At 72.4% G+C, this 24545-nt stretch carries 22 protein-coding genes; 9 read left to right on the top strand and 13 right to left on the bottom strand.

The window, feature by feature from the left end; all coding sequences use genetic code 11:
• The first annotated feature begins 2 nt into the window (after window positions 1-2).
• Window positions 3-1049 carry a GlxA family transcriptional regulator gene (locus ALMP_RS16010; RefSeq protein WP_264928501.1) on the top strand — a complete coding sequence of 349 codons (1047 nt, stop codon included), beginning with the start codon at window positions 3-5 and terminating at the stop codon, window positions 1047-1049.
• Window positions 1050-1139: 90 nt separating this feature from the next.
• Here ALMP_RS16010 and ALMP_RS16005 read toward each other — a convergent pair whose 3' ends face one another.
• The 3 genes from ALMP_RS16005 to ALMP_RS15995 are packed head-to-tail and all read right to left on the bottom strand — an operon-like array spanning window position 1140 to window position 4299.
• Window positions 1140-2189 (bottom strand): Zn-dependent alcohol dehydrogenase, encoded by a 1050-nt coding sequence (locus ALMP_RS16005; protein ID WP_264928500.1) that lies wholly within the window; start codon window positions 2187-2189, stop codon window positions 1140-1142.
• Between the two features lie 8 nt (window positions 2190-2197).
• The gene (locus ALMP_RS16000; protein ID WP_264928499.1) at window positions 2198-3349 is read right to left on the bottom strand and encodes an acyl-CoA dehydrogenase family protein; all 1152 of its coding nucleotides are present in this window, start codon (window positions 3347-3349) and stop codon (window positions 2198-2200) included.
• Between the two features lie 29 nt (window positions 3350-3378).
• The gene (locus tag ALMP_RS15995; RefSeq protein ID WP_264928497.1) at window positions 3379-4299 is read right to left on the bottom strand and encodes an SDR family oxidoreductase; all 921 of its coding nucleotides are present in this window, start codon (window positions 4297-4299) and stop codon (window positions 3379-3381) included.
• Window positions 4300-4385: 86 nt separating this feature from the next.
• Between ALMP_RS15995 and ALMP_RS15990 the strand changes: the two genes are divergently transcribed.
• Window positions 4386-5312, top strand: a complete 927-nt coding sequence (locus tag ALMP_RS15990) for a cyclase family protein (RefSeq protein ID WP_264928495.1) — start codon at window positions 4386-4388, stop codon at window positions 5310-5312.
• Between the two features lie 16 nt (window positions 5313-5328).
• Here ALMP_RS15990 and ALMP_RS15985 read toward each other — a convergent pair whose 3' ends face one another.
• Window positions 5329-6417, bottom strand: a complete 1089-nt coding sequence (locus ALMP_RS15985) for a right-handed parallel beta-helix repeat-containing protein (RefSeq protein ID WP_264928494.1) — start codon at window positions 6415-6417, stop codon at window positions 5329-5331.
• A gap of 1215 nt (window positions 6418-7632) precedes the next feature.
• On the opposite strand from ALMP_RS15985, the gene ALMP_RS15980 reads away from it, so the two are divergent.
• Both ALMP_RS15980 and ALMP_RS15975 read left to right on the top strand, forming a co-directional pair.
• On the top strand, window positions 7633-8379 hold the full coding sequence (locus tag ALMP_RS15980) for an IPT/TIG domain-containing protein (protein WP_264928492.1): 747 nt from the start codon (window positions 7633-7635) through the stop codon (window positions 8377-8379).
• Between the two features lie 120 nt (window positions 8380-8499).
• Window positions 8500-9774, top strand: coding sequence for an IPT/TIG domain-containing protein (locus ALMP_RS15975; RefSeq protein ID WP_264928490.1), 1275 nt, complete (start codon window positions 8500-8502; stop codon window positions 9772-9774).
• Window positions 9775-10216: 442 nt separating this feature from the next.
• On the opposite strand, the gene ALMP_RS15970 is transcribed toward ALMP_RS15975, so the two are convergent.
• From ALMP_RS15970 to ALMP_RS15955, 4 genes are all read right to left on the bottom strand, one after another.
• The gene (locus tag ALMP_RS15970) at window positions 10217-10681 is read right to left on the bottom strand and encodes an ATP-binding protein (protein WP_264928488.1); all 465 of its coding nucleotides are present in this window, start codon (window positions 10679-10681) and stop codon (window positions 10217-10219) included.
• A 542-nt stretch (window positions 10682-11223) separates the two neighbouring features.
• Complete coding sequence (locus tag ALMP_RS15965; RefSeq protein WP_264928659.1) at window positions 11224-12120, bottom strand: acyl-CoA dehydrogenase family protein; 897 nt, start codon at window positions 12118-12120, stop codon at window positions 11224-11226.
• 8 nt (window positions 12121-12128) lie between these two features.
• Complete coding sequence (locus tag ALMP_RS15960) at window positions 12129-13262, bottom strand: acyl-CoA dehydrogenase family protein (protein ID WP_264928487.1); 1134 nt, start codon at window positions 13260-13262, stop codon at window positions 12129-12131.
• A complete protein-coding gene (locus ALMP_RS15955; RefSeq protein ID WP_264928486.1) occupies window positions 13262-14455 on the bottom strand; it encodes an amidohydrolase family protein in 1194 nt (397 codons plus the stop codon). Before ALMP_RS15955 ends, ALMP_RS15960 begins: the two co-directional genes overlap by 1 nt.
• A gap of 153 nt (window positions 14456-14608) precedes the next feature.
• On the opposite strand from ALMP_RS15955, the gene ALMP_RS15950 reads away from it, so the two are divergent.
• Entirely contained in the window at window positions 14609-16117 is a 1509-nt protein-coding gene (locus tag ALMP_RS15950; protein ID WP_264928484.1) for a class I adenylate-forming enzyme family protein, read from the top strand.
• Between the two features lie 2 nt (window positions 16118-16119).
• Here ALMP_RS15950 and ALMP_RS15945 read toward each other — a convergent pair whose 3' ends face one another.
• Window positions 16120-16632 (bottom strand): EF-hand domain-containing protein, encoded by a 513-nt coding sequence (locus ALMP_RS15945; protein WP_264928482.1) that lies wholly within the window; start codon window positions 16630-16632, stop codon window positions 16120-16122.
• 161 nt (window positions 16633-16793) lie between these two features.
• Here ALMP_RS15945 and ALMP_RS15940 point away from each other — a divergent pair, with 161 nt between their 5' ends.
• Window positions 16794-17261, top strand: a complete 468-nt coding sequence (locus tag ALMP_RS15940) for a hypothetical protein (protein WP_264928480.1) — start codon at window positions 16794-16796, stop codon at window positions 17259-17261.
• A 122-nt stretch (window positions 17262-17383) separates the two neighbouring features.
• Here the strand turns inward: ALMP_RS15940 and ALMP_RS15935 are convergent, their stop codons facing one another.
• A complete protein-coding gene (locus ALMP_RS15935) occupies window positions 17384-17770 on the bottom strand; it encodes an STAS domain-containing protein (RefSeq protein ID WP_264928478.1) in 387 nt (128 codons plus the stop codon).
• Window positions 17771-18083: 313 nt separating this feature from the next.
• On the opposite strand from ALMP_RS15935, the gene ALMP_RS15930 reads away from it, so the two are divergent.
• Both ALMP_RS15930 and ALMP_RS15925 read left to right on the top strand, forming a co-directional pair.
• A complete protein-coding gene (locus ALMP_RS15930) occupies window positions 18084-18665 on the top strand; it encodes a sigma-70 family RNA polymerase sigma factor (protein WP_264928476.1) in 582 nt (193 codons plus the stop codon).
• Window positions 18662-19822 carry a zf-HC2 domain-containing protein gene (locus tag ALMP_RS15925; protein WP_264928474.1) on the top strand — a complete coding sequence of 387 codons (1161 nt, stop codon included), beginning with the start codon at window positions 18662-18664 and terminating at the stop codon, window positions 19820-19822. The genes ALMP_RS15930 and ALMP_RS15925 overlap by 4 nt, the downstream gene beginning before the upstream one ends.
• A 46-nt stretch (window positions 19823-19868) precedes the next feature.
• Here the strand turns inward: ALMP_RS15925 and purU are convergent, their stop codons facing one another.
• Both purU and ALMP_RS15915 read right to left on the bottom strand, forming a co-directional pair.
• Window positions 19869-20753 (bottom strand): formyltetrahydrofolate deformylase, encoded by an 885-nt coding sequence (gene purU / locus ALMP_RS15920; protein ID WP_264928472.1) that lies wholly within the window; start codon window positions 20751-20753, stop codon window positions 19869-19871.
• A 46-nt stretch (window positions 20754-20799) separates the two neighbouring features.
• Window positions 20800-21300: a hypothetical protein gene (locus tag ALMP_RS15915; RefSeq protein WP_264928453.1), complete on the bottom strand. Its 501-nt coding sequence runs from the start codon at window positions 21298-21300 to the stop codon at window positions 20800-20802.
• A 117-nt stretch (window positions 21301-21417) separates the two neighbouring features.
• Between ALMP_RS15915 and ALMP_RS15910 the strand changes: the two genes are divergently transcribed.
• Complete coding sequence (locus ALMP_RS15910) at window positions 21418-22737, top strand: ABC transporter substrate-binding protein (RefSeq protein WP_264928451.1); 1320 nt, start codon at window positions 21418-21420, stop codon at window positions 22735-22737.
• Between the two features lie 14 nt (window positions 22738-22751).
• On the opposite strand, the gene ALMP_RS15905 is transcribed toward ALMP_RS15910, so the two are convergent.
• Complete coding sequence (locus tag ALMP_RS15905) at window positions 22752-24509, bottom strand: hypothetical protein (RefSeq protein WP_264928449.1); 1758 nt, start codon at window positions 24507-24509, stop codon at window positions 22752-22754.
• Window positions 24510-24545 lie beyond the last annotated feature (36 nt).

Genomic DNA, 24545 nt, shown 5'->3' with positions numbered 1-24545 from the left:
CCATGGAATCGGCCTCAGGCATCTCGGACTTCCGCCCGCACCGCGTGGTGGTGCTCGCCCTCGACGGCCTGCTCCCCTTCGAGCTGGGCATCCCGCACCGCATCTTCGGCCGCCCCAAGGGCCCCGACGGACGGCGCCTGTACGAGGTCGTCACCTGTTCCGTCCGCCCGCCGGGCCCCGTGGAGACCGACGCCGACTTCGCGATCCAGGTCGCCCACGGCCCGGAGGCCCTCGCCACCGCCGACACCGTGATCGTCCCGGCCTCGTACGAGCTGGGCCCGGTCTTCGAGCAGGGCGTGCTGACCGAGGACCTGGCCGCCGCCCTCGCGCACATCCGCCCCGGCACCCGCCTCGCCTCCATCTGCACCGGCGTGTACGTCCTCGCCGCCGCCGGCTACCTCGACGGCCGCCCGGCGACCACGCACTGGGCCGACTCCGACCGCCTCCAGCGGCTCTTCCCGCAGATCGACGTCGATCCGGACGTCCTCTTCATCGACGACGGCGACGTGCTCACCTCGGCGGGCGTCGCCGCCGGACTCGACCTGTGCCTGCACATGGTCCGCCGCGACCACGGCACCGCCGTCGCCAACGAGGTCGCCCGCCGCACGGTCGTACCGCCGCACCGCGACGGCGGGCAGGCGCAGTACATCGAACGGCCGGTGCCCGACCCGCAGCAGGCCGGCACCACCACCGCGCGCGCGTGGGCGCTCGGCCGGCTCCACGAGCCGATCCAGCTGCGGGACATGGCCGCCCAGGAGTCCATGTCGGTACGGACCTTCACCCGCCGCTTCCGCGAGGAGGTCGGCCTCAGCCCCGGCCAGTGGCTCACCCAGCAGCGCGTCGAACGGGCCCGGCACCTGCTGGAGTCCACCGACCTGTCCGTCGACCAGGTCGCCCGCGACGCCGGTTTCGGCACGGCCCAGTCGATGCGCCAGCACCTCCAGGCGGCCCTCGGGGTCACTCCGACGGCATATCGCCGCACCTTCCGCACCGCGAGCGGCGCGACGGGAGCCGACGAGAGCCCCGGCGGCGTCGGCGCCCTGCGCTGACCCCTCACCCACCACCCGGTCGAAGGCGCGGGGCCAGGCCCTGTCGTCCGGGTCATCCCGACGTCGCGGGGCTGATCCGGACGACAGGGCCTAGAAGGTCAGCACGGCCCGCGCGACCCGGCCCGCCTCCGCGTCCGCCGCCGCCTTCGCGAAGTCCTCGACGGGGTACGTCTGCGTCACCAGCTCGTCCAGCAGCAGCCGTCCGGCCCGGTACAGCTCGGCGTACCGGGCGATGTCCCGCTGGGGTCTGGAGGAGCCGTAGCGGCAGCCGAGGATCGACTTGTCCAGGTAGAGCGAGGACACCAGGAACGACGCCTCGGCGGTCGCGGGCGGCACCCCGAGCAGCACGGCCTGCCCGTGCCGGTCGAGCAGGTCGACCGCGGCCCGGATCAGCTCCACCCGTCCGACACACTCGAAGACGTGGTCGGCGCCGGTCGGCAGCAGCTCGCGCACGCCGTCCGTCGAGGTCAGGAAGTCCGTCGCGCCGAACCGCCGTGCCATCGCCTCCTTCGCCGGATTCGCGTCGACGGCGACGATCCGCAGGGCCCCCGCGATCCGCGCCCCCTGGATCACGTTCAGCCCGATCCCGCCCGTCCCGATGACGACGACGCTCTCCCCGTGCCCCACCCGCGCGCGGTTGAGCACCGCGCCGACGCCGGTCAGCACCCCGCACCCGATCAACGCGGCCGACGGCAGCGGAACGTCGTCGGGGATCCGCACGGCCTGCACGGCCTTGACGACCGTCCGATCCGCGAAGGCCGAATTGGACGCGAACTGGTACACCGGCCGCCCCACGCGCGTGAACGGTCTGCCCGGCCGCCCGATGGCCCGCCGGCACATCGTCGGCCGTCCCCGGTCGCAGTCGGCGCACGCGCCGCAGTTGGCGAGCGTGGACAGGGCGACGTGGTCCCCCGGCCGGACGTGGGTGACCCCGGCGCCCACCGCCTCCACCACGCCCGCCCCCTCGTGCCCGAGCACCACCGGCGCCGGGAACGGGATCGTCCCGTCGACCACCGACAGGTCGCTGTGGCAGAGCCCGGCCGCCGCCACCGCGACGAGCACCTCGCCCGGCCCCGGATCCCGCACCGCGAGATCGTCCACGACCTCGGCCCGCTCCCCGTCGAACACCACGCCACGCATCGCGTCCCTCACCGTCCCTTGGGCTGTCCGGGCAGGCCGAGCACCCGCTCGGCGATGATCGTGCGCTGGATCTGGTCCGAGCCGCCGTAGATGGTGTCGGCCCGTGAGAACAGGAACAACCGCTGCGCCTCGTCGAGCGCGTACGGCACCGAGGGCGACCAGTCCGACGGCCCCACCCCCGCCGCCGCGCCGCGCACCTGCACCGCCAGCTCCCCGAGCCGCTGATGCCAGCCCGCCCACAGCAGCTTCGCCACGCTGGGCGCGCCCGGACCGCCCGAACCGCCGAGCGTCCGCAGCGCGTTCCAGCGCATCGCCCGCAGCTCGGCCCACAGCGCCACGAGCCGGTCCCGTACGACGGGATCGTCGGCGGCGCCCGTCTCGACGGCCGTGCGGACCACGCGCCCCAGTTCCTCGGCGAACCCGATCTGCTGGGCCAGCGTGGACACCCCGCGCTCGAAGCCGAGCAGGCTCATCGCGACCCGCCAGCCGTCGCCCTCGCCCCCGACGACGTGCTCCGCGCGCGCGTGCGCCCCGTCGAAGAAGACCTCGTTGAAGTCGCTCGTGCCGGTCATCTGCCGGATCGGCCGCACCTCGATCCGCCCCGGCTGGTCCATCGGCACGAGCAGGAAACTCAGCCCGCGATGACGCGTCGACGCGGAATCGGTGCGCGCCAGCACGAAGCACCAGTCGGCCTCATGGGCCAGCGACGTCCAGATCTTCTGCCCGCTGACCCGGTACGCCGTCCCGTCCGGGGTCCGCTCGGCTCTCGTCCGGACCCCCGCGAGGTCGGATCCGGCGCCGGGTTCGCTGTAGCCCTGGCACCACAGCTCGGCGCCGGCCGCGACCGGCGGCAGGAAACGCGCCTTCTGCTCCGGCGTGCCGTGCGCGAGGAGAGTGGGCGCCAGCAGGTTCTCCCCGATGTGCCCGGACCGCGCCGACGCCCCCGACCGCGCGTACTCCTCGGCCCACACCACCTGCCGCGTGAGCCCGGCGACCCGGTTGCCGTATCCGCCCTCACCCCAGCCGATCCCGATCCACCCGGCGGCACCGAGCGTGCGCTCCCAGCCACGGCGGTCGGTGGCGTGCGGGACATGAGCGGCGAGCCAGTCCCGGGCCTCGACCCGGAACGCCTCGTCGTCCTCGGTGAACCCGAAATCCACGGTGACTCCTCACGTCGGCGCCCCTGCGCCTATCCCTGCGCCTGCCCCTGCTTCTGCCGCGCCGCCGCCCTCGCCATCTCCTCCAGCCGCTCCAGCATCGGCATCGGATCCACCCCGACCGACCCCGGCAGGAACTCCGCGATCCGTTCCGGCGTCCAGGAACCGCCCTCCGCGTAAGCCGAGCGCAGTTCCCGCGGCTGTGCCCACACCGCGATCTTGGCACCGGCGACCGTGTAGACCTGCCCGGTTATCCCCAGCTCCCGCGACCGGTCCGACAAAAGGAAAGTCACCATGGCGGCGACGTCCTCCGGCTCCCCGATCTCCGCCAGCTCCATCGGCACGCCCGCCGACATCCGGGTCCGCGCGACCGGCGCCACCGCGTTGGCCGTCACCCCGTACTTGTGCAGCCCGAGCGCCGCGCTGCGCACCAGCGAGATGATCCCGCCCTTGGCCGCGCTGTAGTTGGCCTGCGACACCGACCCCTGGTGGTTGCCGCTGGTGAAGCCGATCAGCGTGCCGGACCGCTGGGCGCGCATCACGGCGGACGCCGCCCGGAACACCGTGAACGTGCCCTTCAGATGGGTGGCGACGACGGGGTCCCACTCCTCCTCGGACATGTTGAACAGCATCCGCTCGCGCAGGATCCCGGCCACGCACACGACCCCGTCGAGCCGCCCGTACGTCGACACGGCCGTGTCGACGACCCGTTGCCCGCCCGCCATCGTGGAGATGTCGTCGGCGACCGCGACGGCCTCGCCGCCGGCCGCCTCGATCTCCTTGACGACGGCCTCGGCGACCTCGCTGGTGGGTGAGGCGCCGTCGACCGAGACGCCGTAGTCGTTGACGACGACCCGCGCGCCCTCGGCCGCCGCCGCCAGTGCCACCGCCCGGCCGATGCCCCGTCCCGCGCCCGTCACGGCGACGGTCCTGCCCGCCAAGAAGTTCCCCATGCCCGGCCCCTTCCCGCAGTTTCTGACGGACCGTTAGATTTTATGTCCCGTCAGACGGTCGGAGACAAGCCCCGGGGAGGCACCGGATGGCACTGCCGGAGGCGTTCCACGCCATCGCCGCGCGCGTCAACAACTGGGGCCGCTGGGGCGCCGACGACGAGATCGGCACCCTCAACCTGATCACCGACGAGGTGGTGCGGCGGGCGGCCGCCGAGGTCCGCACCGGCCGCCGCGTGCCGCTCGCGCTCCCGCTGCGGGAGGACGGCGTGCAGACCGGGATGATCCCGGGGCGGGTCAATCCCCTGCACACGATGGTGCAGATCAACCAGGAGATCTTCGGCCCGGGCACGGTGGCGTGCAGCGACGACGCGGTGACGATGGGCCTTCAGGCGGCCACCCACTGGGACGCGCTGACCCATGTCTCGCACTCGGGCCGGATCTACAACGGCCGCCCGGCCGCCACCGTCACCGCGTACGGCGGCGCCGAGTTCAGCGGCATCGACAAGGCGCGCCACATCGTCTCGCGCGGGGTCCTGCTGGACGTGGCACGCGCGCGTGGCGTCGACCGGCTGCCCGGCGGGCACGCCATCACCCCGGAGGACCTGCGGGCGGCGGAGGACCTGGCGGGCACCCGGGTTCGGGCCGGCGACATCGTGCTCGTACGGACCGGGCAGATGCGGGTCTTCCTGGCCGGGGACAAGCACGGCTACGCGCATCCCTCGCCGGGGCTGTCGGTGCGCACGCCCGAGTGGTTCCACGCGCGCGATGTGGCGGCGGTCGCCAACGACACACTGACGTTCGAGATCTTCCCGCCCGAGATCGACGATCTGTGGCTGCCCGTGCATGCGCTCGACCTGGTGGAGATGGGGATGCTGCAAGGCCAGAACTGGAATCTCGAAGGTTTGTCCACAGCCTGTGGAGAAGAGGGCCGCTACGCGTTCCTGCTGTCGGCGATGCCCGAACCCTTCGTCGGCGCCACGGGTGCTCCGGTGGCACCCGTGGCCATCCTCTGACGGCGGTCGCCGGGGCTCAGGAGCAGCCGAGGACGCTGCCGGCCGGGGCGCACTGGTCGGGATCGTTGCCTGCGACGAGGGCGGCCGTCAGGGTGACCGAGCCGCCCGCGACGAACACGCCGCCTCCCTGGCCGTTCTCCGCCGTGTTGTCGGTGACGCGACTGCTGATCAGGCGGGACGTGCCGCTGTTGTTGTACAGGCCACCGCCGTCTTCCGTGGCGGTGTTCTCGTCCAGCAGGGAGGCCCGCAGGTACACGGTGCTGCCCCAGTTCGCGATGCCACCGCCGTACGAGCCGGCGTCGTTGTCCTCGATGCGGCCGGCGTTGACGGTCAGGGTGCCGGTCGCCGTGTAGATGCCGCCGCCCTCGAAACCGACGGCGGTGTTGTCACGAACCCTCGATCTGTTGATCACCGTGGTGCCGAAGGTGGCCAGTCCCCCGCCGGTGGCGGTCGCGGTGTTGTCCACGACGGATGCGGAGCTGACGGTCAGCCGGCCGGAGTCGCCGACGTGGAGGCCGCCGCCGTCGGAGCCGGTGTTCTGCGACACGGTGCTGTTGACCAGTTGTGCGCGGGCACCGGCCGTCACCGCGACGCCGCCTCCCGCGCCCGAGGCGGCGTTGCCGATGATGCGGGAGTTGACCACCGTGAGGGTTCCCTGGTTCAGGATTCCGCCGCCGGGAGTGCCGACGGCCGCGGTGGCGCTGCCGCCCGACACGGTGACCCCTGAGAGGACGAGGGACCCCTGGGCGGCGACTTCGGCGATGCGGAAGGGCGTGAGCGAGGACCGGGTGATGGTGGCGCCGCGGCCGATGATGGACAGTCTCGAGGTGATGGCGGGAAGTCCGTTGGCGCCGTTGACGCCGACGAGCTCGGCGGACGGAGCCGTGAGCGTGTAGGTGCAGCCGGGCGCGAGCACGATCACTCCGACGCCGAGGGTGTTGGCCTGCTCGATCCGCTCGGTCAGCTTGGCGACGTCTCCGCACGGGACCACCGCCGTTCCGCCTGAGGTCAGGGTTTCGGCGGCGGCCGGCGTGGCGATGACCGACACGGACGTTCCCAGCAATGCGGCCAAGGCCAGGCCGCGCGCATTCTTCACCGTCAGCACTGGTTCTTCCTCGTTTCTCTGGTCGGTCCTCGGCAGTCCACTGTGATCACGGCCGTCGACCGTGCGCACCCAGTGGGATCTGGACGAGTGAGGACAGGGCCCCGGCCGGTCCCGGAGGGGCGGTCGCCTCTTGAAGCAGGCCGGACGGACGCGCTTCCCAACGCGCCGTCCTCCCCTTGGAATTGACGCCGCCCGCCGTGGGGGGCGCGAAATGCGCGCTGGGCCGTTCGTGTGAGTTGCCCCGAAGCCCCTTGCCGCTGGCATAGCCGCAATGAATAACTGGAACGGATCCGACCGGTGGGCCGCCCGTCCTCGCCGGGGGATGTGGCAGCCGGATCCACCCGCGGCTCTTTCCGGAAGAGTCCGGGCGGTCCTTCCGGCATACCGCGATGGGCACCCCCGGTGGGGAAATGGATCCCGTTCAGCCGGTGCCGTTCGCGGCACCGGCTGAAACGGCCGCCCAGGTCATACCCCCTTCACAGCCGCCGAAAGGCCCGGGACCGAAAGGCCCGGCAAAGGCGGTGGCGCCGACGACGTTTCCGCGGAGACGAATCACCTACGCGGTGCGGCGGAACGGTAACTGCGGCATGAAACCGCGTCAGGGAATCGGAATTCTCCCGCCACACCCTTTTTCAGGCCCACCGACCCGTTTCCCGGCCGGCCGACCCGTTTTTCCGGCGAGCAGGCGCACACTGCCGTCGACGACACCCGGCCCGATAAGCCCCGCCACGCCGCCACACCACCTCTCCGCGCCACTCGCCTCTCCGCGCCACATCGCAGGCCGCCACACCGCCGCATCGACTCCCACACCCACGACCTGGGGAACACGCGCTCGACCATTCCCCCTTATGGGTGACATGAGTTGACGCCCTCTTGTCACCCGTTCGGACGTGTGAGTCACTGAAAGTGCGAACCGGCGGGCTGCCCATCCCCGTGCCGGGGGATCGTTGAGACAGGCAGCGTTTGCCGGTTTTCTCTTTGCCCAAAGGGATGCCGAAGGCCGCTGTGCCTCGCGTCTCGCGCCCTGTGCGCGAAAGCGGATGTCTCCTCGTGCGCCTCGTGCCCGGTGACACCGACTGCGCCCGTACGGCCCGGAAGAGAGCAGACCTGCCCGCGGCAGGGCTGGTCCTCCTGAGCGTGGCAGCCGATGGCCGGGTTCCCCTCGCCGGTTCCTCGCACGTCTCCCTCAACCAGCAAACCAGCGAGGAGTGCCTCATGCCCATTTCTCCGAATCAGGGTTCCACCGGCGGCGGGACGCTGGTGACCATCACGGGGACGAACCTGTCCAACACCAGCGCCGTGAAGTTCGGCACCAAGTCCGCCACGAACATCACCCAGGTCTCGCCGACCCAGGTGACCGCCGTCTCCCCGTCGGGTACCGGCACGGTCGGTGTCACCGTGACCACGCCCGGCGGAACCAGCAACCCGGTGTCGTTCTTCTACGTCGGCGCCCCCTTCAAGGGCTCCCTGGGGACCACGTCCGGACCGCTGGCCGGCGGCAACGTCGTCACCGTCAACGGCACCGGTCTGCAGACGGCCACCAGCGTGTCCTTCGGCGGGGTGACCGCCACCCCCACCGTGGTCAGTGACAGCCAGCTCACGGTCACGGTTCCGGCGGGTCTCGCGGCCGGGCCGGTGGGGGTCAGCGTGACCACGGCCGGCGGCACCAACAACGGCCTGTCGTACACCTACGTCGAGGACCCGACGATCGGGACCATCAGCCCCAACACGGGCGGCACCTCGGGTGGGACCGCGGTGACCATCACCGGCACCAACCTCGACAGCACGGAGTCGGTCACCTTCGACGGCAACCCCGCGCCGTTCTCGGTGATCAACACCACCACGCTGTCGGCGGTCACCCCACCCGGCACCGCGGGCGCGGTCGACGTGGTGGTGACCAACCCCTCGGGATCGGACACCGAGGTCGGCGGCTTCACCTACGTCACCGGCCCCGGCATCTGAGCCCTCAGGCGGCCTTCGCTCGGCGGAGGCGATGAGAACCCGTCCGGGCGGCAGTCCCCCCTCCGCCCGGACGGGCCCCCACCCGCGTCCATGGGCGTGTCCCATCGAAGGAGTACAGCCATGGCTCCCCCTGTGGTCTCATCGGTCAGTCCCAACCAGGGACCGGCCTCCGGCGGCACCACCGTCACCGTGACCGGAACCAGCTTCACCGGCGTGACAACCGTCCGGTTCGGCACCAAACCCGCGACCTCGTTCACCTCCACCAGCAGCACCCAGCTCACGGCGGTCAGCCCGTCCGGCACGGGGACGGTGAACGTCACGGTCACCACCAGCCAGGGCACCAGCACCCAGTCGGTGCCCTTCACCTATGTCACGGGGGGTCCGTCCCTCACCAGCCTGTCGCCGACCCAGGGATCGGTGTCCGGCGGCACCACCGTCACCCTGACGGGCACCAACCTCTCCGGGGCCACAGCGGTGAGCTTCGGCGGCACCCCGGCGTCGTTCACCGTCACCTCGGCCACGCAGATCACCGCGGTCTCCCCGGCGCATGCGGCCGGTGGCGTACCCGTCACCGTGACCACTTCCGGAGGCACCAGCAACGCGCTCACCTTCACGTACGTCGCGGCCCCTGCCGTCACCGACCTGTCACCCGTCCAGGGCCCGAGTTCCGGCGGCACCACCGTCACTCTGACGGGCACGGCCTTCACCGGTGCGACGGCCGTGAGGTTCGGCGGAGTGCCCGCGACGTCGTTCACCGTCATCTCGGCCACACAGATCACCGCGGTCACCCCGCCCCACACGGCCGGTGCCGCGGCGGTCACCGTGACCACTCCCGGCGGCACCAGCAACCCCGACGACCCCAGCGCGTACTTCTACTTCGCCGCGCTGCCCTCGCTGACCGCTGTCACACCCGCGTCCGGAAGCACAGCGGGCGGCACCTCGGTCGTCCTGACCGGCAACGACCTGCTCGGTGCGACGGCCGTGAAGTTCGGCGCGGTGCCCGCGACGTCGTTCACCGTCATCTCGGCCACACAGATCACCGCGGTCACCCCGCCCCAAGCGGCCGGTACGGCGGCAGTCACCGTGACCACTCCCGGCGGCACCAGCAACCCCGTCAGCTACGTCTATGTCGCGGCCCCGACGCTGCTCTCCCTCGTCCCCGACCAGGGACCGACGTACGCCGGCACCGTCATCACCCTGACCGGCACCGGCCTCACCACCGCGATCGAGGTCCGCTTCGGTGCCACCCCCGCGGCGTTCACGGTCGTCTCCCCGACCCAGATGACCGCGGTGGCACCGGCGGGCAGCGCCGGGCCGGTCGGCGTCACGGTCACCACGGCCGCCGGTACCAGCAATCCCCTCACCTACACCCGGGTCCTGAGTCCCGGCATCTGATCAGCGGCTCCCGCGGCCGGGCGGCGGTGCACCCCTCCGCCCGGCGCTGTGGCCCGTCCGGCCCGGAGAACGACGGATGGTGGCGCGCACCTGCCCGCCCCGAGCACGGCACACTGCGCGCCACCATCCGACTCGGCGCACCCGCCCTTCTCCTCGGCCCTGAGGGAGCCGGCGCCGAACCGGCGACCCGCACTCGCCGAGGGCTCCCGTCACCGAAGCCCTCGCCGTCCCCTCGCGGCGAATCGCTGACCACAAGCGTGATCAAACGGACACGTGCCGTCAACACCCGATCGGGGATTTATTACTTACGCACCTTTTGTGATGGGCGCGCACGGAAGCACGTCCGGGCGCACCACGGCCGGACGGGAGTTGGGCGACAGCGCTTTCTGCATCCGTGCTCCGGCAACGGGGGACCAGGGGCGCGCGTCGCGCCCGTGCGCCGTCACACCGCCTCGCAGGCGAACCCCTCGTAGGTCGGACCCTGATAGGCCGGCCCCTGCTTCTCGCCCTTCTCCGGCGGGGCGCAGCGGTCGAGTTCGCACCAGATGCGCTTGCCCGGGCCGTCCATGGTCCAGCCCCAGCGGTCGGCGAGGCCGTCGACGAGAGCCAGTCCGCGCCCGCCGGTCGCGTCGTCGTCCACACAGCGGGGCACGGGCGCGCGGTCGCTGCGGTCGGCCACCTCCAGGCGGACCACGGCCTCCCCGGTCGCCCCGCCGGGCAGGGAGAGCCGCAGCACGGCCGGACAGCCGGTGTGCACGACGGCGTTGGTGACGAGCTCGGAGACGAGCAGGATCAACGTCTCGGCGAGCGGCTCGTCGGCCCCTATCCCGGACCCGGCCAGGCGCGAACGGGCCCACCTCCGGGCTCGCCCCACCTCAGCGGGGTCGGGCCGGATTTCCAGCTGCACTTGAAGCACCTGCACCGCTCACACCATCCGAACCGGCGGACACATGGCCGCGCGCCACGCGAGCCACGCTAGCCACGCGAGCACCATGACGACGAGGGCCACGATCGTAGCCATTTTCTGCATGGCCAGAACAACAGCCAGAGGCAGGGTGACGGAACGTGAATCCCTTACGAGACAGCTTGATTGACGTACAGTCACCTCAACAAGCGCTTCGGGCATATTCCAGCGCGAAGGAGTACCCGTGCGGCATACTGTGCGACGCTCGTTCCGGGGAGTCGAACACGCGGGGCCCCGACTGCCGTCCGGCCACGCGAAAGCCCTGCGAGCAGGGGTGCGCACCCTCGCGTCCGGCACCGCCCCAGGGGCACCACCGGCACGGATCGCGCTCGGAACCACTCGCATCCCACAGAAGGTACCGGAGCGACCGTCCGACTCCACGCCGTGACGGGTCACGCATCGGACACAACCGCATATCCACGCTGCGTGACGATGCTGTGCCACGATCCGCGACACCAGCCTCATCCATCACGCCAGTCACACCATCACCGCAGGCGGGAGGCCTCTCCGCCCGTCTCCGCCAGCAGGTCCGCCGCGAGCAACTCCTCACTCTCCGTGTCGAAGCCCGCACGCCGGGTGCGCACCCAGGCCCGCTTCAGCAGCAGATGCACCTCCGCCTCCCAGGTGAACCCCATGCCGCCGTGCACCTGGAGACAGTCGCGGGCGCCGCGCACGGCGGCCTCGTCGGCGAGCAGCCGGGCGGCCGCGATGTCCGCCGGATCGGCGGTGACGGCCGCCGCGTAGACGGCCGCCCGGGCCACCTCGACCCGCACCAGCAGTTCCGCGCAGAGATGCTTGACCGCCTGGAAGGCGCCGATCGGCTGCCCGAACTGCTCTCGCGTCCGGGCGTGTTGCGCCGCGAGTTCGCACGCGCGCGTGGCGGTGCCGAGTTGCTCGGCGGCGGTGAGGAGGACGGCGACGGGGTCCGCCGTCCGGGCGCCGGGCGGTACCCGGTGCAGCGGGGTGAGCGGATCCACCGACCGCAGCGGCACGGCTCCCCCGGCGTCCCCGAGGACGACGTCCGCCTCCGTCAGCCACTCCACCAGTCCGCCGTCGACGGCCGCCACGACCGTCTCCCCGCTCGCCGCGCCCGGTACGGTCCCCGCCGCGAGATGGGTGGCCAGCAGTGGCCCCGGCAGCAGTGCCCGACCCGCCTCCTCGAACAGCAACACCGCCTCAGGAAGGCCGAGTCCGACCCCGCCGTCCGCCTCCGGCACCCGCAGCGCGAAGAACCCGGCGTCGCCCAGCGCCCGCCACAGCCCCCGGTCCAGCCGGGGCCGCGCGACGCTCCGCCGCAGCGCGTCGGGGCCGAAGCGGCGCGCCAGCACCTCCCGCATGCCCGCCCGCAACGCGCGCTGGTCCTCGGTGAGTTGGAAGCGCATGCCGGTGGTCACCGCCCCTTCGGCAGTCCGAGGATCCGCTCGCCCACGATGTTCCGCTGGATCTGCGAGGTCCCGGCCGCGATGGTGTAGGAGAGGGAGGACAGCCGGTCGAGCACCCAGGGCCGGCCGAGGTCGAGGGCCGCGTCGCCCAGGACGTCGGCGGCGGTGTCGTACAGCTCCTGGCGGGCGTGCGAGTAGCTCAGTTTGAAAACCGAACCCGACACACCGGGCACCCCGCCGGAGGCCTCGGCCGCGCTGACGTTCCACTGGGTGAGTCGCCACAGGGCCCGGAAGCGGGCATTGAGGGCGCCGAGCCGCCGCCGCAGCGCCGGGTCGTCCCAGCGGCCGTTCGCCCGGGCCTCGCGGGCGAGTTCGCCGAGCACGCGACGGCAGGCGACCACCTCGCCCGCGAAGGCGGTGCCGCGTTCGAAGGAGAGCGTCACCATCGTCACCCGCCAGCCGTCGTTCTCGGCGCCCACCCGGTGTGCGGCCGGCACCCGCACCTCGTCGAGGAACACCTCCGCGAACTCCGCCGACCCGGCGAGCGTGCGCAGCGGCCGTACGGTGACGCCCGGGGTGTCCATGGGCAGGGCGAGCCAGGTGATGCCGCGGTGCTTCGGCGCGTCCGGGTCGGTGCGGACCAGCAGTTCGCACCAGTCGGCGACCTCGGCGTGGGAGGTCCAGATCTTGGACCCGCTCACCACGTAGTCGTCGCCGTCGCGCCACGCGCGCGTGCGCAGCGCCGCGAGGTCGGAGCCGGCGCCGGGCTCGCTGAAGCCCTGGCACCACACCTCCTCGCCGCGCAGGATCGGCGGCAGCCAGCGCTCCCGCTGGGCCTCCGTGCCCTCGGCGGCGATCGTCGGCCCGGCGTGCAGCAGCCCGACGAAGCCCGCGCCGACGTAGGGCGCGCCCGCCCGTTCCGTCTCCTCCAGGAAGATCAGCCGGACGGTCGGGGAGGCGTCCCAGTGCACGTGCGCGTACCCGGCGTCGTGGAGCCGGCGCTGCCAGCCGAGGTCGTAGGCGCGCCGGGCCGGCCAGTCGTCGGGGGGCGGCTTGCCGGGCAGCGCGGGCAGTTCCTTCGCCAGCCACTCCCGCAGACGGGCGCGGAACTCCGCCTCCTCGGGCGTGTCCGCGAGGTCCATCAGGCGTCGAGGCCGAGGCCGAGCATGCGGATCGCGTTGCCCCGCATCAGCTTGTGGACGGTCTCGTCGTCGAGGCCCTTCACATGGTCGAGGGCGACCTCCTTGGTGTGCGGGAAGGTCGAGTCGACGTGCGGGTAGTCGGTCTCGAAGGTGGCGTTGTCCCGGCCGACGACGTCCAGGGACGCGATGCCGTGCTTGTCGCGGAAGAAGCAGCAGAAGATCTGCCGGTAGTAGTACGTCGACGGCGGCTCGGGGATCAGATCGCGCACCCCGCCCCAGGCGCGGTGCTCCTCCCACACGTCGTCGGCGCGTTCCAGGGCGTAGGGGATCCAGCCCATCTGGCCCTCGGAGTAGGCGAGCTTGAGGGCCGGGAAACGCACCAGGACCCCGCTGAAGAGGAAGTCCATCATCGAGGCCATCGCGTTGTTGAAGCTGAGCGAGGCCTGGACGGCGGGCGGGGCGTCGGGGGAGGCGGCCGGCATCTGCGAGCTGCTGCCGATGTGCATGTTGACGACCGTCCCGGTCTCCTCGCAGGCCGCGAAGAACGGGTCCCAGTAGCCCGAGTGGATGGACGGCAGCCCCAGGTGGGTGGGGATCTCGGAGAAGGTGACCGCGCGCACCCCGCGGGCGGCGTTGCGCCGGATCTCGGCCACCGCCAGGTCGATGTCCCACAGCGGGATCAGGCACAGCGGGATGAGCCGTCCACCGCTGTCGCCGCACCACTCCTCGACCATCCAGTCGTTGTAGGCGCGCACGCAGGCCAGCGCGACCTCCTTGTCGTGCGCCTCGGCGAAGGTCTGCCCGCAGAAGCGGGGGAAGGTCGGGAAACAGAGGCTGGCCTCGACGTGGTTGAGGTCCATGTCCGCCAGCCGTGCGGCGGGGTCCCAGCAGCCGCGCCGCATCTCCTCGCGGGTGATGCCCTCCAGGGTCATCTGGTCGCGGTCGAAGCCGACGGCGGCGATGTTGCGTTTGTACGGGAACTTCAGGTCCTCGTAGATCCACCAGTCGGTGGGCGGGCCGTCCGGGTCCATCGTGATCTGGTACTTGCCGCCGACGTACGCCAGCTCACCGATCCCGGCGGTGAGGGGCTTGGGCCCGCGGTCGCGGTACTTCTTCGGCAGCCAGGTGTCGAAGAGGTGCGCGGGTTCGATGACGTGGTCGTCGACGCTGATGATGCGGGGCAGTTCGACCATGGGTTCCCCCACCTGTTATCTGATGGACCGTCAGATTGACCGTCGCAAGCAGGCTAGTGCCACACCCCTGGACCGACAAGGCGCCGCGCCCTACGCTCTGCCCACCATCTGACTGTCCGTCAGAACACGTGTCCGTCTCCGAAGGGGGCCGCCGTGACCGACACCGCCCACGCGCTGAGCGCATCCCGCACCCTCTGGGACCTCCTCGACCGCCGCGCCGCCCTCACCCCCGACCGCCCGGTCCTCCTCCAGGGCGACCGCTCACTGACCTTCGGCGCCCTGCGCGCGCGTGCCGAGCGCACCGCGGCCGGCCTGTACGACCTGGGCGTACGTCCCGGCACGGTCGTCGCCTGGCAGCTCCCCACCCGCCTGGAGACGGCCGTGCTGTCCTTCGCGCTGGCCCGGCTCGGCGCCGTCCAGAGCCCCGTCATCCCCTTCTACCGCGACCGCGAGGTCGGCTTCGCGCTGCGCGAGTCGAAGGCGGAGTTCTTCGCGGTGCCGGGCGTCTGGCGCGGCTTCGACCACGGCGAGATGGCACGGCGACTGGGCGCCAAGGGCGTCTTCGAGGCGTACGAAGACCTGCCGGAGGGCGACCCGCGCGTGCTGCCCCCGCCGCCCGCCGACGGCACCCGCGTCCGCTGGATCTACTGGACCTCCGGGACGACCTCCGACCCCAAGGGCGTGCTGCACACCGACCGTTCGCTGATCGCGGGCGGCTCCTGCCTCGCCCACGCGCTGCGGCTGTCCGCCGCCGACGTGGGCTCGATGGCCTTCCCGTACGCCCACATCGCCGGCCCCGACTACACGGTGATGCTGCTGCTGTACGGCTTCCCGGCGGTGATGTTCGAGCAGTTCGCGCTGCCGGAGGCGCTGACGGAGTACCGCCGGCACAAGGTGACCGTGGCGGGCGGCTCGACGGCGTTCTACTCGATGTTCCTCACCGAGCAGCGCAAGCGGCCGGGGGCGCCGCTGATCCCGTCGCTGCGGCTGCTCGCCGGCGGCGGGGCGCCCAAGCCGCCGGAGCTGTACCACGCGGTCGTCCGCGAGATGCGCGTGCGGCTCACCCACGGGTACGGGATGACCGAGGTGCCGATGATCACCATGGGGTCGCCCGACGACACCCCGGAGAACCTGGCGACGACGGAGGGCCGGCCGCCCGAGGGGATGGAGATCCGGATCGTGGACGGTGAGGTGCGGCTGCGCGGGGAGGCGGTGTGCCGGGGCTACCTGGACCCGGCGCAGACCGCGGAGGCCTTCGACGAGCAGGGGTTCCTGCGCACCGGCGACCTCGGACACCTCACCGCCGACGGCCATCTCGTCCTCACCGGACGGCTGAAGGACGTGATCATCCGCAAGGGTGAGAACATTTCGGCCAAGGAGATCGAGGACCTGCTGCACGCCCACCCTGCGGTGGGCGACGTGGCGGTCGTCGGGCTGCCGGACGCGGAGCGCGGCGAGCTGGTGTGCGCGGTGGTCGAACAGCCCTCGGGGGCCCCGGAACTGACCCTGGAGGCCGTGACCTCGTACCTGCGCGCGGAAGGGCTGTCGGTGCACAAGCTGCCGGAGCGGCTGGAGGTGGTGGACGCCCTCCCGCGGAACGAGACGCTGCGGAAGGTACTGAAGTACAAACTGCGCGAACGCTATGCGGGCACCACCGGATAGCCCTACCCGGGGACGGTGAAGTACCGCGCGAAGGCGGGCACGATCTCCGTCTCGCCGACCAGGCCGTCGCCGTCGGTGTCGAGGGCGGCGGCGGCCGCGCGGGCGACGTCCTCGGGGACGCCGAAGCAGCGCAGTACGCGCACGGTGTCCTCGACGGTGGCCGCGCCGTCGCCGTCGGCGTCCGCGAGGTCCAGGGCCGCGTGCAGGAACGGACGGGCGATCTCCGCGAACCGCCCGGGGTTGTCGCGCAGGCGCTTGACCGCGCCGTCGACGAACTCCTCCCGGGTGATGCGCTGGTCGCCGTCCCGGTCCGCCATGCCGGCCATGCCCTGCCAGAACGCCTCGGCGCCGGCGTACAGGGCCTGTCCCTTGTCCGACCGGGCGGGGATGCCGAACTCGGCGAGCAGCGCCTTCGCCGCGGCGCCGAAGTCCTCCCGGTCGATGTAGCCGTTGCCGTCCTGGTCGAAGGTGGCGAACCGGCCGGCGATCCTGCGCTCGTACTCGCTGCTGACCATGTCTTCTCGGGCCGCCTTACGTCGTCACGTGGGGTGTGCTTCCAGGCGGGAGCGTACGACGCCGACGACGCCCGGACGGCCGGAAGGTGACGGTTGTGCCAAGACCGGGGGAATTTCGGAACAGGCGTGTGGCCGACCTGTGATGTGATCCACTGTCGGACATGGAGGCACTGGCGGCGAGCTTCATAGCGGTGGTGGGGACCCTGCTCGGCGCGGCGCTCACCCACCGGTTCCAGTTGCGGTCGGTGGAGCGGACGGAGCGCTTCACCCGCGACGAGCGGCTGCGGCAGGAGCGCATGGACGCCTACGGGGCGTACGCGGGCGCGCTCGTCAACTACCGGCGGGCGCTGGTGGGCCGGTGGTTCCTGGAGCACGAGGACGGCACCCCCGAGGAGTGCCGGCAGGCCCGCGCGGAGGGGTACGAGCTGCGGTCGGTGGCGCAGGAGGCGCTGTTCCGGGTGCAGATGCTGTCGCCGGACGAGGCCCTCGTGGAGCGCGGACGCCGGACGTTGAAGCGGATCGACCAGCTGCACAAGGCGCACGACCGGGCCGCACTGGACCGGCTCCGCGACGACACACGGGCCATGGTGACGGAGTTCGTCACGGCCGCCCGCGACGCACTGGGCTGACGGTGACGGAGTTCGTCACGGCCGCCCATGACGCACTGGGCTGACGGTGACGGAGTTCGTCGTGGCCGCCCGCGACGCACTGGGCTGACCCGCGCCGGCCCGGTCCGCCCGGCCCGGGGGCGTCACGCCGACAGCGGCTCGGTGTCGTCGCCCTCGTCCACGGCCTCCGCGACGTCGCCGTAGACGTCGAAGAGCCGGCGTACGCCCAGCGCGCCGAGGACCCGGTTGACGTGGGAGTCCTCGACCGCGCCCCGGGCCGGCAGGATCAGCCGCAGCCGGCCCCGGCAGGAGCGGATCAGGCGACGGGCGGCGATGAGCACGCCGACGCCGCTGGAGTCGCAGAAATGCACCTCGGACAGGTCCAGGACGAGACTGTGGCGGCCCTCGGCCACCGCGTCGTGCACCCGTTGACGCAGCACCGGCGACGTCACCAGGTCCAGCTCGCCCGACACATGGAGCACGGCCCATTCGCCCCGCTCGCCGCCGGTCACTTTGAACGCCACCACCACGCCCTTCGCTCGCTGGAACGGAAGCTGTCCCTTCGCTTCCTCGCAGCGCGGCTGCCCAGCGGCCGTTCCCCGAAACTCCGAGCAAAAAACGGCAGACAAAGGAAAGAGGCTTGTTTCAATCGCTTTCGGTCCCGTTCGATCGCAATAGGGCATACCTGATCATGAAGAGGCCGGACGGGCGCGCCCAATACCACCCGCGGAGCGACGGGGGGCGCACATTGCCACAAAGGGGCGTGCGGTGTCCGGGGTGCCGACTACATTCGAGGTGACGGAGGCAGCAGGCTGGACACAACGGCACGAGTGAGGGGGCCGCATGACGAAGAGGGAGGCACCGCCCCGCTGGGACCGCACGATGCAGCAGCGGCTCACGCGCGGGGAAGCCGCCGCCCTCGGTGAGCTTTACGACCGGTTCGCTTCGCTTGTGCACGGACTCGCCCACCGTGTACTCAAAGACGAACAGGCCGCGGACGGCATCACCCGCGAGGTCTTCGCCCACGTCTGGGAACACCCCGGCACCTACGACCCCCGCCAGGGCCCTCTGCGCACCTTCCTAGCCTCCCTCACCCACCGCCTCGCCGTACAGCGGCTGCGCGCCACCGGGGCCGCCGCCCTCGCCGACGGCGGCCCCGGCACCACCGAGGAACTGGAGTCCAAGGTCCGCCACGCCGCTGTCGCCGCCCGCGCCGACTACATCGTCCAGTCCATGCCGACCCCGCTGCGCCTAGCCCTGGAGCTGGCCTACTTCCAGCGCCACGACTACCGCCAGACCGCCGCCGACCTCGGCGTCACCGAGGACGAGGCCCGCCGCCGGCTCCGCCTCGGCCTGCAACTGCTCTCCACGGCCCACGACACCGCCGCGCCCGGAGCCCCACCCGAATACGGAGGCGCGGCATGACCGGCACGGAGGACCTCGACCCGTACGACCAGCGGGATGCGGCCCCGCTCCACCTGGAGCACCGGGTGCTCAAGTCGCTGCTGGGCGCGTGGGCGCTGGCGGCCTGCTCGGCCGAGGAGACCGCGGCCGTCGAGGACCACCTCGGCACCTGCGGCACCTGCGCCGACGAGGCACGGCGCCTGCGGGAGGCCGTCGGCCTGCTCCAGCGCCCCGAGAGCCTCGACCTCGACCCCGGCCTGCGCACCCGCGTCCTGGAGGGCTGCCTGGACCGGCGCCCGCCCCGTATCCCGGTGCCCGACTGGGCGACCTCGTACGACGCCGAGACCGCCCGTCTGGACGCCCTGCTCCAGGACTTCGGCGAGGCCGAGTGGCTCGCGCCGGTACGGCTGCGCTGGTACCGGGGCGAGGAGGCCACCAGCCGCCGCACGACCGTCGCCGGGGTCATCGCCCACCTGCTCGCGGTGGACGGCCTGGTCGCCGTCGCGCTCGGCCTCGACGACCCGCTCCCCGGCGACAAACCGGCGCGCACCCCCGCCGAGCGCACGGAGGCGTTCTGGGACGCCTCGCACGTCCCGCCCGACCGCTCCGTACGCGGCCCGTGGCGCGACCAGACCCACGCCCTCGTCCGCACGGTCTCCTTCACCGGCGCGGGCCCCGGCACCCTGCCCGTGTCGTACGGCGACTTCGAGTTGCCCCTGCGGGACGCGCTGCTGGACCGGGCCTTCGAGTGCTGGCTGCACGCCGAGGACATCGCGGAGGCGGTCGACTACCCCTACACGCCGCCCGCCCCGCGCCACCTCCACGGCATGATCGACCTGGCCGCCCGCATGCTCCCCGGCGCCCTCGCCGAACGCCGCCGCGCGGGTCTCGCCGCCCCGGCGCCCACCCGCCACCTCGTCCCCGCCGGCCGGCCCGGCCGCAGTCTCCGGCTGGAGATCGAGGGCTCGGGCGGCGGCCAGTGGCTCATCCCCCTGGACTCCCCCGCCGCACTGGGCTCCGCCGACCACGAGGTGGCCCACGTGGCCCTGGACGACACGGAGTTCTGCAAACTCACCGCCGGCCACGTCCCTCCGGAGGAGGCGGCAGCGGGCCAGGCCGGAGACCGGCAGGCCATCAGGGACGTCCTGTACGCGGCGGCGTCCCTCAGCCGCATGTGACGGCTCGGGGACCTCAGCGCATGTGACGGCTCGGGCCGCCGTGGCCCTAGGCGAACACCACCGTCCGTCGCCCGTTCAGCAGGATCCGCCGCTCCGCGTGCCACTTCACGGCCCGGGCCAGCGCCTGGCACTCCACGTCCCGCCCCACCGCGACCAGCTGATCCGGCGTGACGTCATGCCCCACCCGCTCGACCTCCTGCTCGATGATCGGCCCCTCGTCGAGGTCGGCGGTGACGTAGTGCGCCGTCGCCCCGATCAGCTTCACGCCCCGCGCATGCGCCTGGTGGTACGGCTTCGCGCCCTTGAAGCTCGGCAGGAAGGAGTGGTGGATGTTGATGATGCGCCCGCTGAGCTGCTTGCACAGGTCGTCCGACAGCACCTGCATGTACCGCGCGAGCACGACCAGCTCGACGTTCTCCCCGCGGACGATCTCCAGCAGCCGCGCCTCCGCCTCGGGCTTGTTCTCCTTCGTCACCGCAATGTGGTGGAAGGGAATGTCGTAGGAGGCCACCAGCTCGGCGAAATCGGTGTGGTTGGAGACCACCGCCGCGATCTCCACCGGCAGCGCCCCGATCCGCGCCCGGAACAGCAGGTCGTTCAGGCAGTGCCCGAACTTGCTGACCATGAGGACGATGCGCATCTTCTCGTCGGCCCGGTTGATCTGCCAGTCCATGTGGAAGGAGTCACCGATCGCCGCGAAGCTCGCCCGCAGCTTGTCCACCGTCACCGGCGCGTCCGCCGAGAAGTGCACGCGCATGAAGAACAGACCCGTGTCGTGGTCACCGAACTGCTGGCTGTCCTCGATGTTGCAGCCGGTCATGAAGAGGTAGCTCGACACGGCGTGCACGATGCCCTGCTTGTCGGGGCAGGAAAGGGTGAGGACGTACTGGTCGGCGGGGACCGCCGCGGCTCGGGTGGACTGCTCGTTCATGCACCACAGGGTCTCATGTCCGCCCCACCCCACCGACCGTCGTCCGCTACGCGGACCGCGTCATGATCCGCAGCACCTCGAGCGTGCGCGGCGGGGCGTCCGGGTCCTCCTCGTCGGCCGCCGCCATCCGTACGTGCGCGTCGCGCGCCGCCCGCACCGCCTCCGGCCAGGCCTGGTGCTCGAGGTAGGCGGCCACCGGCGCGTCCGGGCCGACCTGGTGCATGATCCGCAGCACCCGCAGCACCGCGGTGTCGACGAGCGCCGCCTCCTGCGAGTCACGGAAGATCGTGCCGACGTACTTCTCGGCGGACCAGTTGTCCAGCCAGGTGTCCTCGACCAGGCGGTACACGGCGTCGGTGACGTCCCCGTAGCCGTCCACGCCGGCCAGCCAGACGTCCCGCTGGAACACCGGGTCCGAGAGCATGTGCAGCGCGGAGCGCACATTGCTGCGCCAGCGCCACCACGGCATGTCGTTGAGTGGCATGCCGCCCATGGTGAACGAGCGACGGCCGCGACGGGAAGTGTTCTGGGAACCTTGCACGGTCACCGATCGTACGTTCCCGGCTCCGGGCGGCTCCCCGGCCCCCGCAATTCACCTGCCCGTTACCAACCGTTGATCATGGATGACTCCCAGGTTAGCCATGTGACGGAATCGTGCGGGTACATGACCGGCAGGCGACGTACGCGAGACACCTTCCTCCCCAGGTCCATCCGCATCCCCAGGCCCGCCAGAGCGAAAGCCGTCGCGGCGGGCGCACTGGTGGCCTGTGCGTCGCTGGCCGTCGGCTGCGGGATCGTCCCCGGCGCCACGGGGGGTTCCGGGGACGACCCGGTGGTCGTCATGACCTGGGCCCCCGAGGGCACCGGCGCCACGAACATGCCCGGCATGCCCGCCTTCGCCCGCGCCTACGCCCGCTGGGTCAACGCCAACGGCGGCCTGAACGGGCGCAAGCTGTCCGTGCTGACGTGCAACGAGCACAACGACGCGGTGAGCGCCGCGAAGTGCGCCCGGCGCGCGGTCAAGGAGGACGCCGTCGCCGTCGTCGGCTCCTACAGCCAGCACTCCGACGCCTTCTTCCCGCATCTGGAGGGCGCCGGCATCCCCTACATCGGCGGCTACGGCGTCACCGACGCCGAGTTCACCAGCCCGCTGTCCTACCCGGTCAACGGCGGCCAGCCCACGCTGCTGGCGGGCCTCGGGAAGGAACTCGCCACGGTCTGCGGGCCGGTCGCGCTCATCCGCCCGGACACCATCGCGGGCGACACGCTGCCCACCATGCTCAACGCCGGGCTGACGGCCGGCGACCACGACCCCTCCTCCGACCAACGGGCCGCGGAGGACGCCACCGAGTATTCGGCGCAGGCGGAGGAAGCCCTGGAGAAGACCGCGGACGGCACGGCCGACCGCAAGGGCTGCGTGGTGCCCGCGCTCGGCGACCGCACCAGCACCTTCATGGACTCCTTCCGCCGCACCCGCGAGGACTTCCCCGCCGTGCGCACCGCCACCGTCCTCGGCAGCGTCGACCAGAGCGTCATCGACTCCTCCGGCGGCGCGTCGGGCCCCTACGAGGGCGCGTACGTCACCGGCTGGTACCCGGTGGCGAGCGATCCGCGCTGGGAGGCGATGAAGAAGGTGATCAGCGAGGAGGCGTTCTCCGACACCCGTATCGACGCCGGGGACACCGGTGTGCAGACCACCTGGATCGCGTACTCCGTGTTCAGGGCGGCCGTGGACGCGCTGGGCGACGGCGAGGTGACCGCCCACACCGTGCGCCGGGCCCTGGACGACGGGCTGAAGGTCTCCACGGGCGGCCTCACGCCCACGCTGCGCTGGGAGTTCACCGACCAGCTCGCCTCCATCGGCTTCCCGCGCCTGGTCAACGCCAACGTGACGCTCCAGACGGTGAAGCGGGGCCGGCTGGTGGCGGCCAAGCAGGGCTTCGTCGACACGACGAAGACGCTGGAGACCGCGGACGTGGACTGAGCCCGCCGAGGGTCTCAGAGCTGGGTCGGCTGGCGCTGGGTCAGACCGTACTTCTTCGCGATCTCGTTCCACAGCTTGGCGGCCCGCGCCTTCTGCGTGCTGGCGGTGCCGCTCTCCCGGTTGCCGGCCTGCGTCTGCGCCGTGGTGCGGGCCTGGCCCTTCTTGCAGCTCTTCTTGTCCGCGGCCGTCTGGTCGGCCCACGCCGCGTAGTGGTCGTCGGCGGACGCGGACGCCTGCCACGCCTTGGTGAGGGCGGTGGTCAGGGCCGTGTGGTTCGGCAGCCGGTCGACGGTCAGGGCGGACAGCTTCGTCACCAGTTCGGTGCGCTGCTTCGCCGCCTCCCGCAGATCGGTGGCGGCCTGCGCGAGGTCGGTGCACGCCTTCACGTCGGCGACCGCGCTGATCACGCTGGCCCGGCTGCTGCCGCTGTCCGCGAGCAGCTTGTCCAGGGCGATCGCCTGCTGTTCGGTCGGATCGGCGGACGCCGACGCGGACCCCTCGCCCGCGGGCGCCGACGCGGCCACGGTCTTGTTGTCGTCCCCCTGGTCACCGCCGCCCCCGCCGGCCATCAGCGCGCCCGCGCCGAGCCCGACGACCGCGATGGCCACCCCGACCGCCGCCAGCAGCGGCACCCGCGATCCGGTACGGCCGCCCCGGCCGCCGCCGTTGTCGTCGTCCCCGCGTCTGCCGCGCCGCCCGCCCGCCGGGTCGCCGGGCGGCTGTGCGGAGTAGGCGGGTTGCGGGGCGTACCCCTCCGGCTCGGAGAAGCGGGGTATCTGCTGGGTGGCGCCGGCCGGCGCCTCGCCTCCCGCGCCGCCGCGGAAGAGGTTGTCGAACTCGGCCGGCGGCTGCCGGTCCGACGCCTGCCCGGTCACGGGCGGTATGTACTGGGTGGCCTCGGCGTCGGGGTGCCCGGCACCCGGCATCGGCGCCGAACCCGGCTGCGGCTGCGGCTTCTGCGCCCGGCCCAGGAAGTGCGTCGACTCCGAGGGGCTCTCCGGCGGCAGCGCGCCCGGCGCGACCGGCGGTATGTACTGCGTGGCCCCCTCGTCGACGGGCGCGGCGGCGACGGGCGGCAGATACTGCGTGGCGCCCTCGTCGGAGGCGGGCATCGGCCCGGCCCCGGCCGAGACCGGCGGTATGTACTGCGTGGCCCCCTCGTCCACGGGCGGCAACGGCGCCCCCGCCACCCCCTGCCCGTACGACGCCGACTGCGCGGCCCGGGAGTCCTGCCCGTACGACGACGGCGGCTGGGCGGTCGGCAGGTCCTGCCCGTACGACGGCGGCTGGGCGGTCGGCAGGTCCTGCCCGTACGGCTGCGGCTGCCCGGTGGGCGCACCGTGGCCGTACGGCGACGGCTGCACGGCGCTCGCGTCCTGCCCGTACGACGGTGCCGGGGCGCCCTCCGGCGGGAGCGGGCCCGCGCCCGGCTGGGACGCGGCCGGACCCGTCTGCCCGTGCCACGCGTCCGGGCCCGTCGGCTGCGGGGTGTCCCACTGCTGCTCGCCCGGGAGCGGCCGTCCCTGCTCCGGCTGCTGCTGCTCGGGTCCCCACGGCCGGCCCCAGGTCTGCCCGGCGGGCGGCGCGGACGCCGACGGGTCCTGCCGGTCGTAGGGCTGCGGGCCGCCGTAGGGGCGCGGCCGCGGGCCGCTCGGGCCGGTCCGGTCGCCCGTCATGCCCGGCAGCAGGGGCTCGCCACCGTCGGAGGGCAGCACGATGCCTTCGCGCGCGGGCCGCGCCGAGGGCTCCTCGCCCTGTCCACTCTGCGTCACCGGGACTCCTACGAATGGGGGACCTTCGGAATCGTC

This window comes from Streptomyces sp. A012304, from assembly GCF_026008495.1.
GTDB lineage: Bacteria > Actinomycetota > Actinomycetes > Streptomycetales > Streptomycetaceae > Streptomyces.
This window is presented reverse-complemented; position numbering and strand designations above follow the sequence as displayed.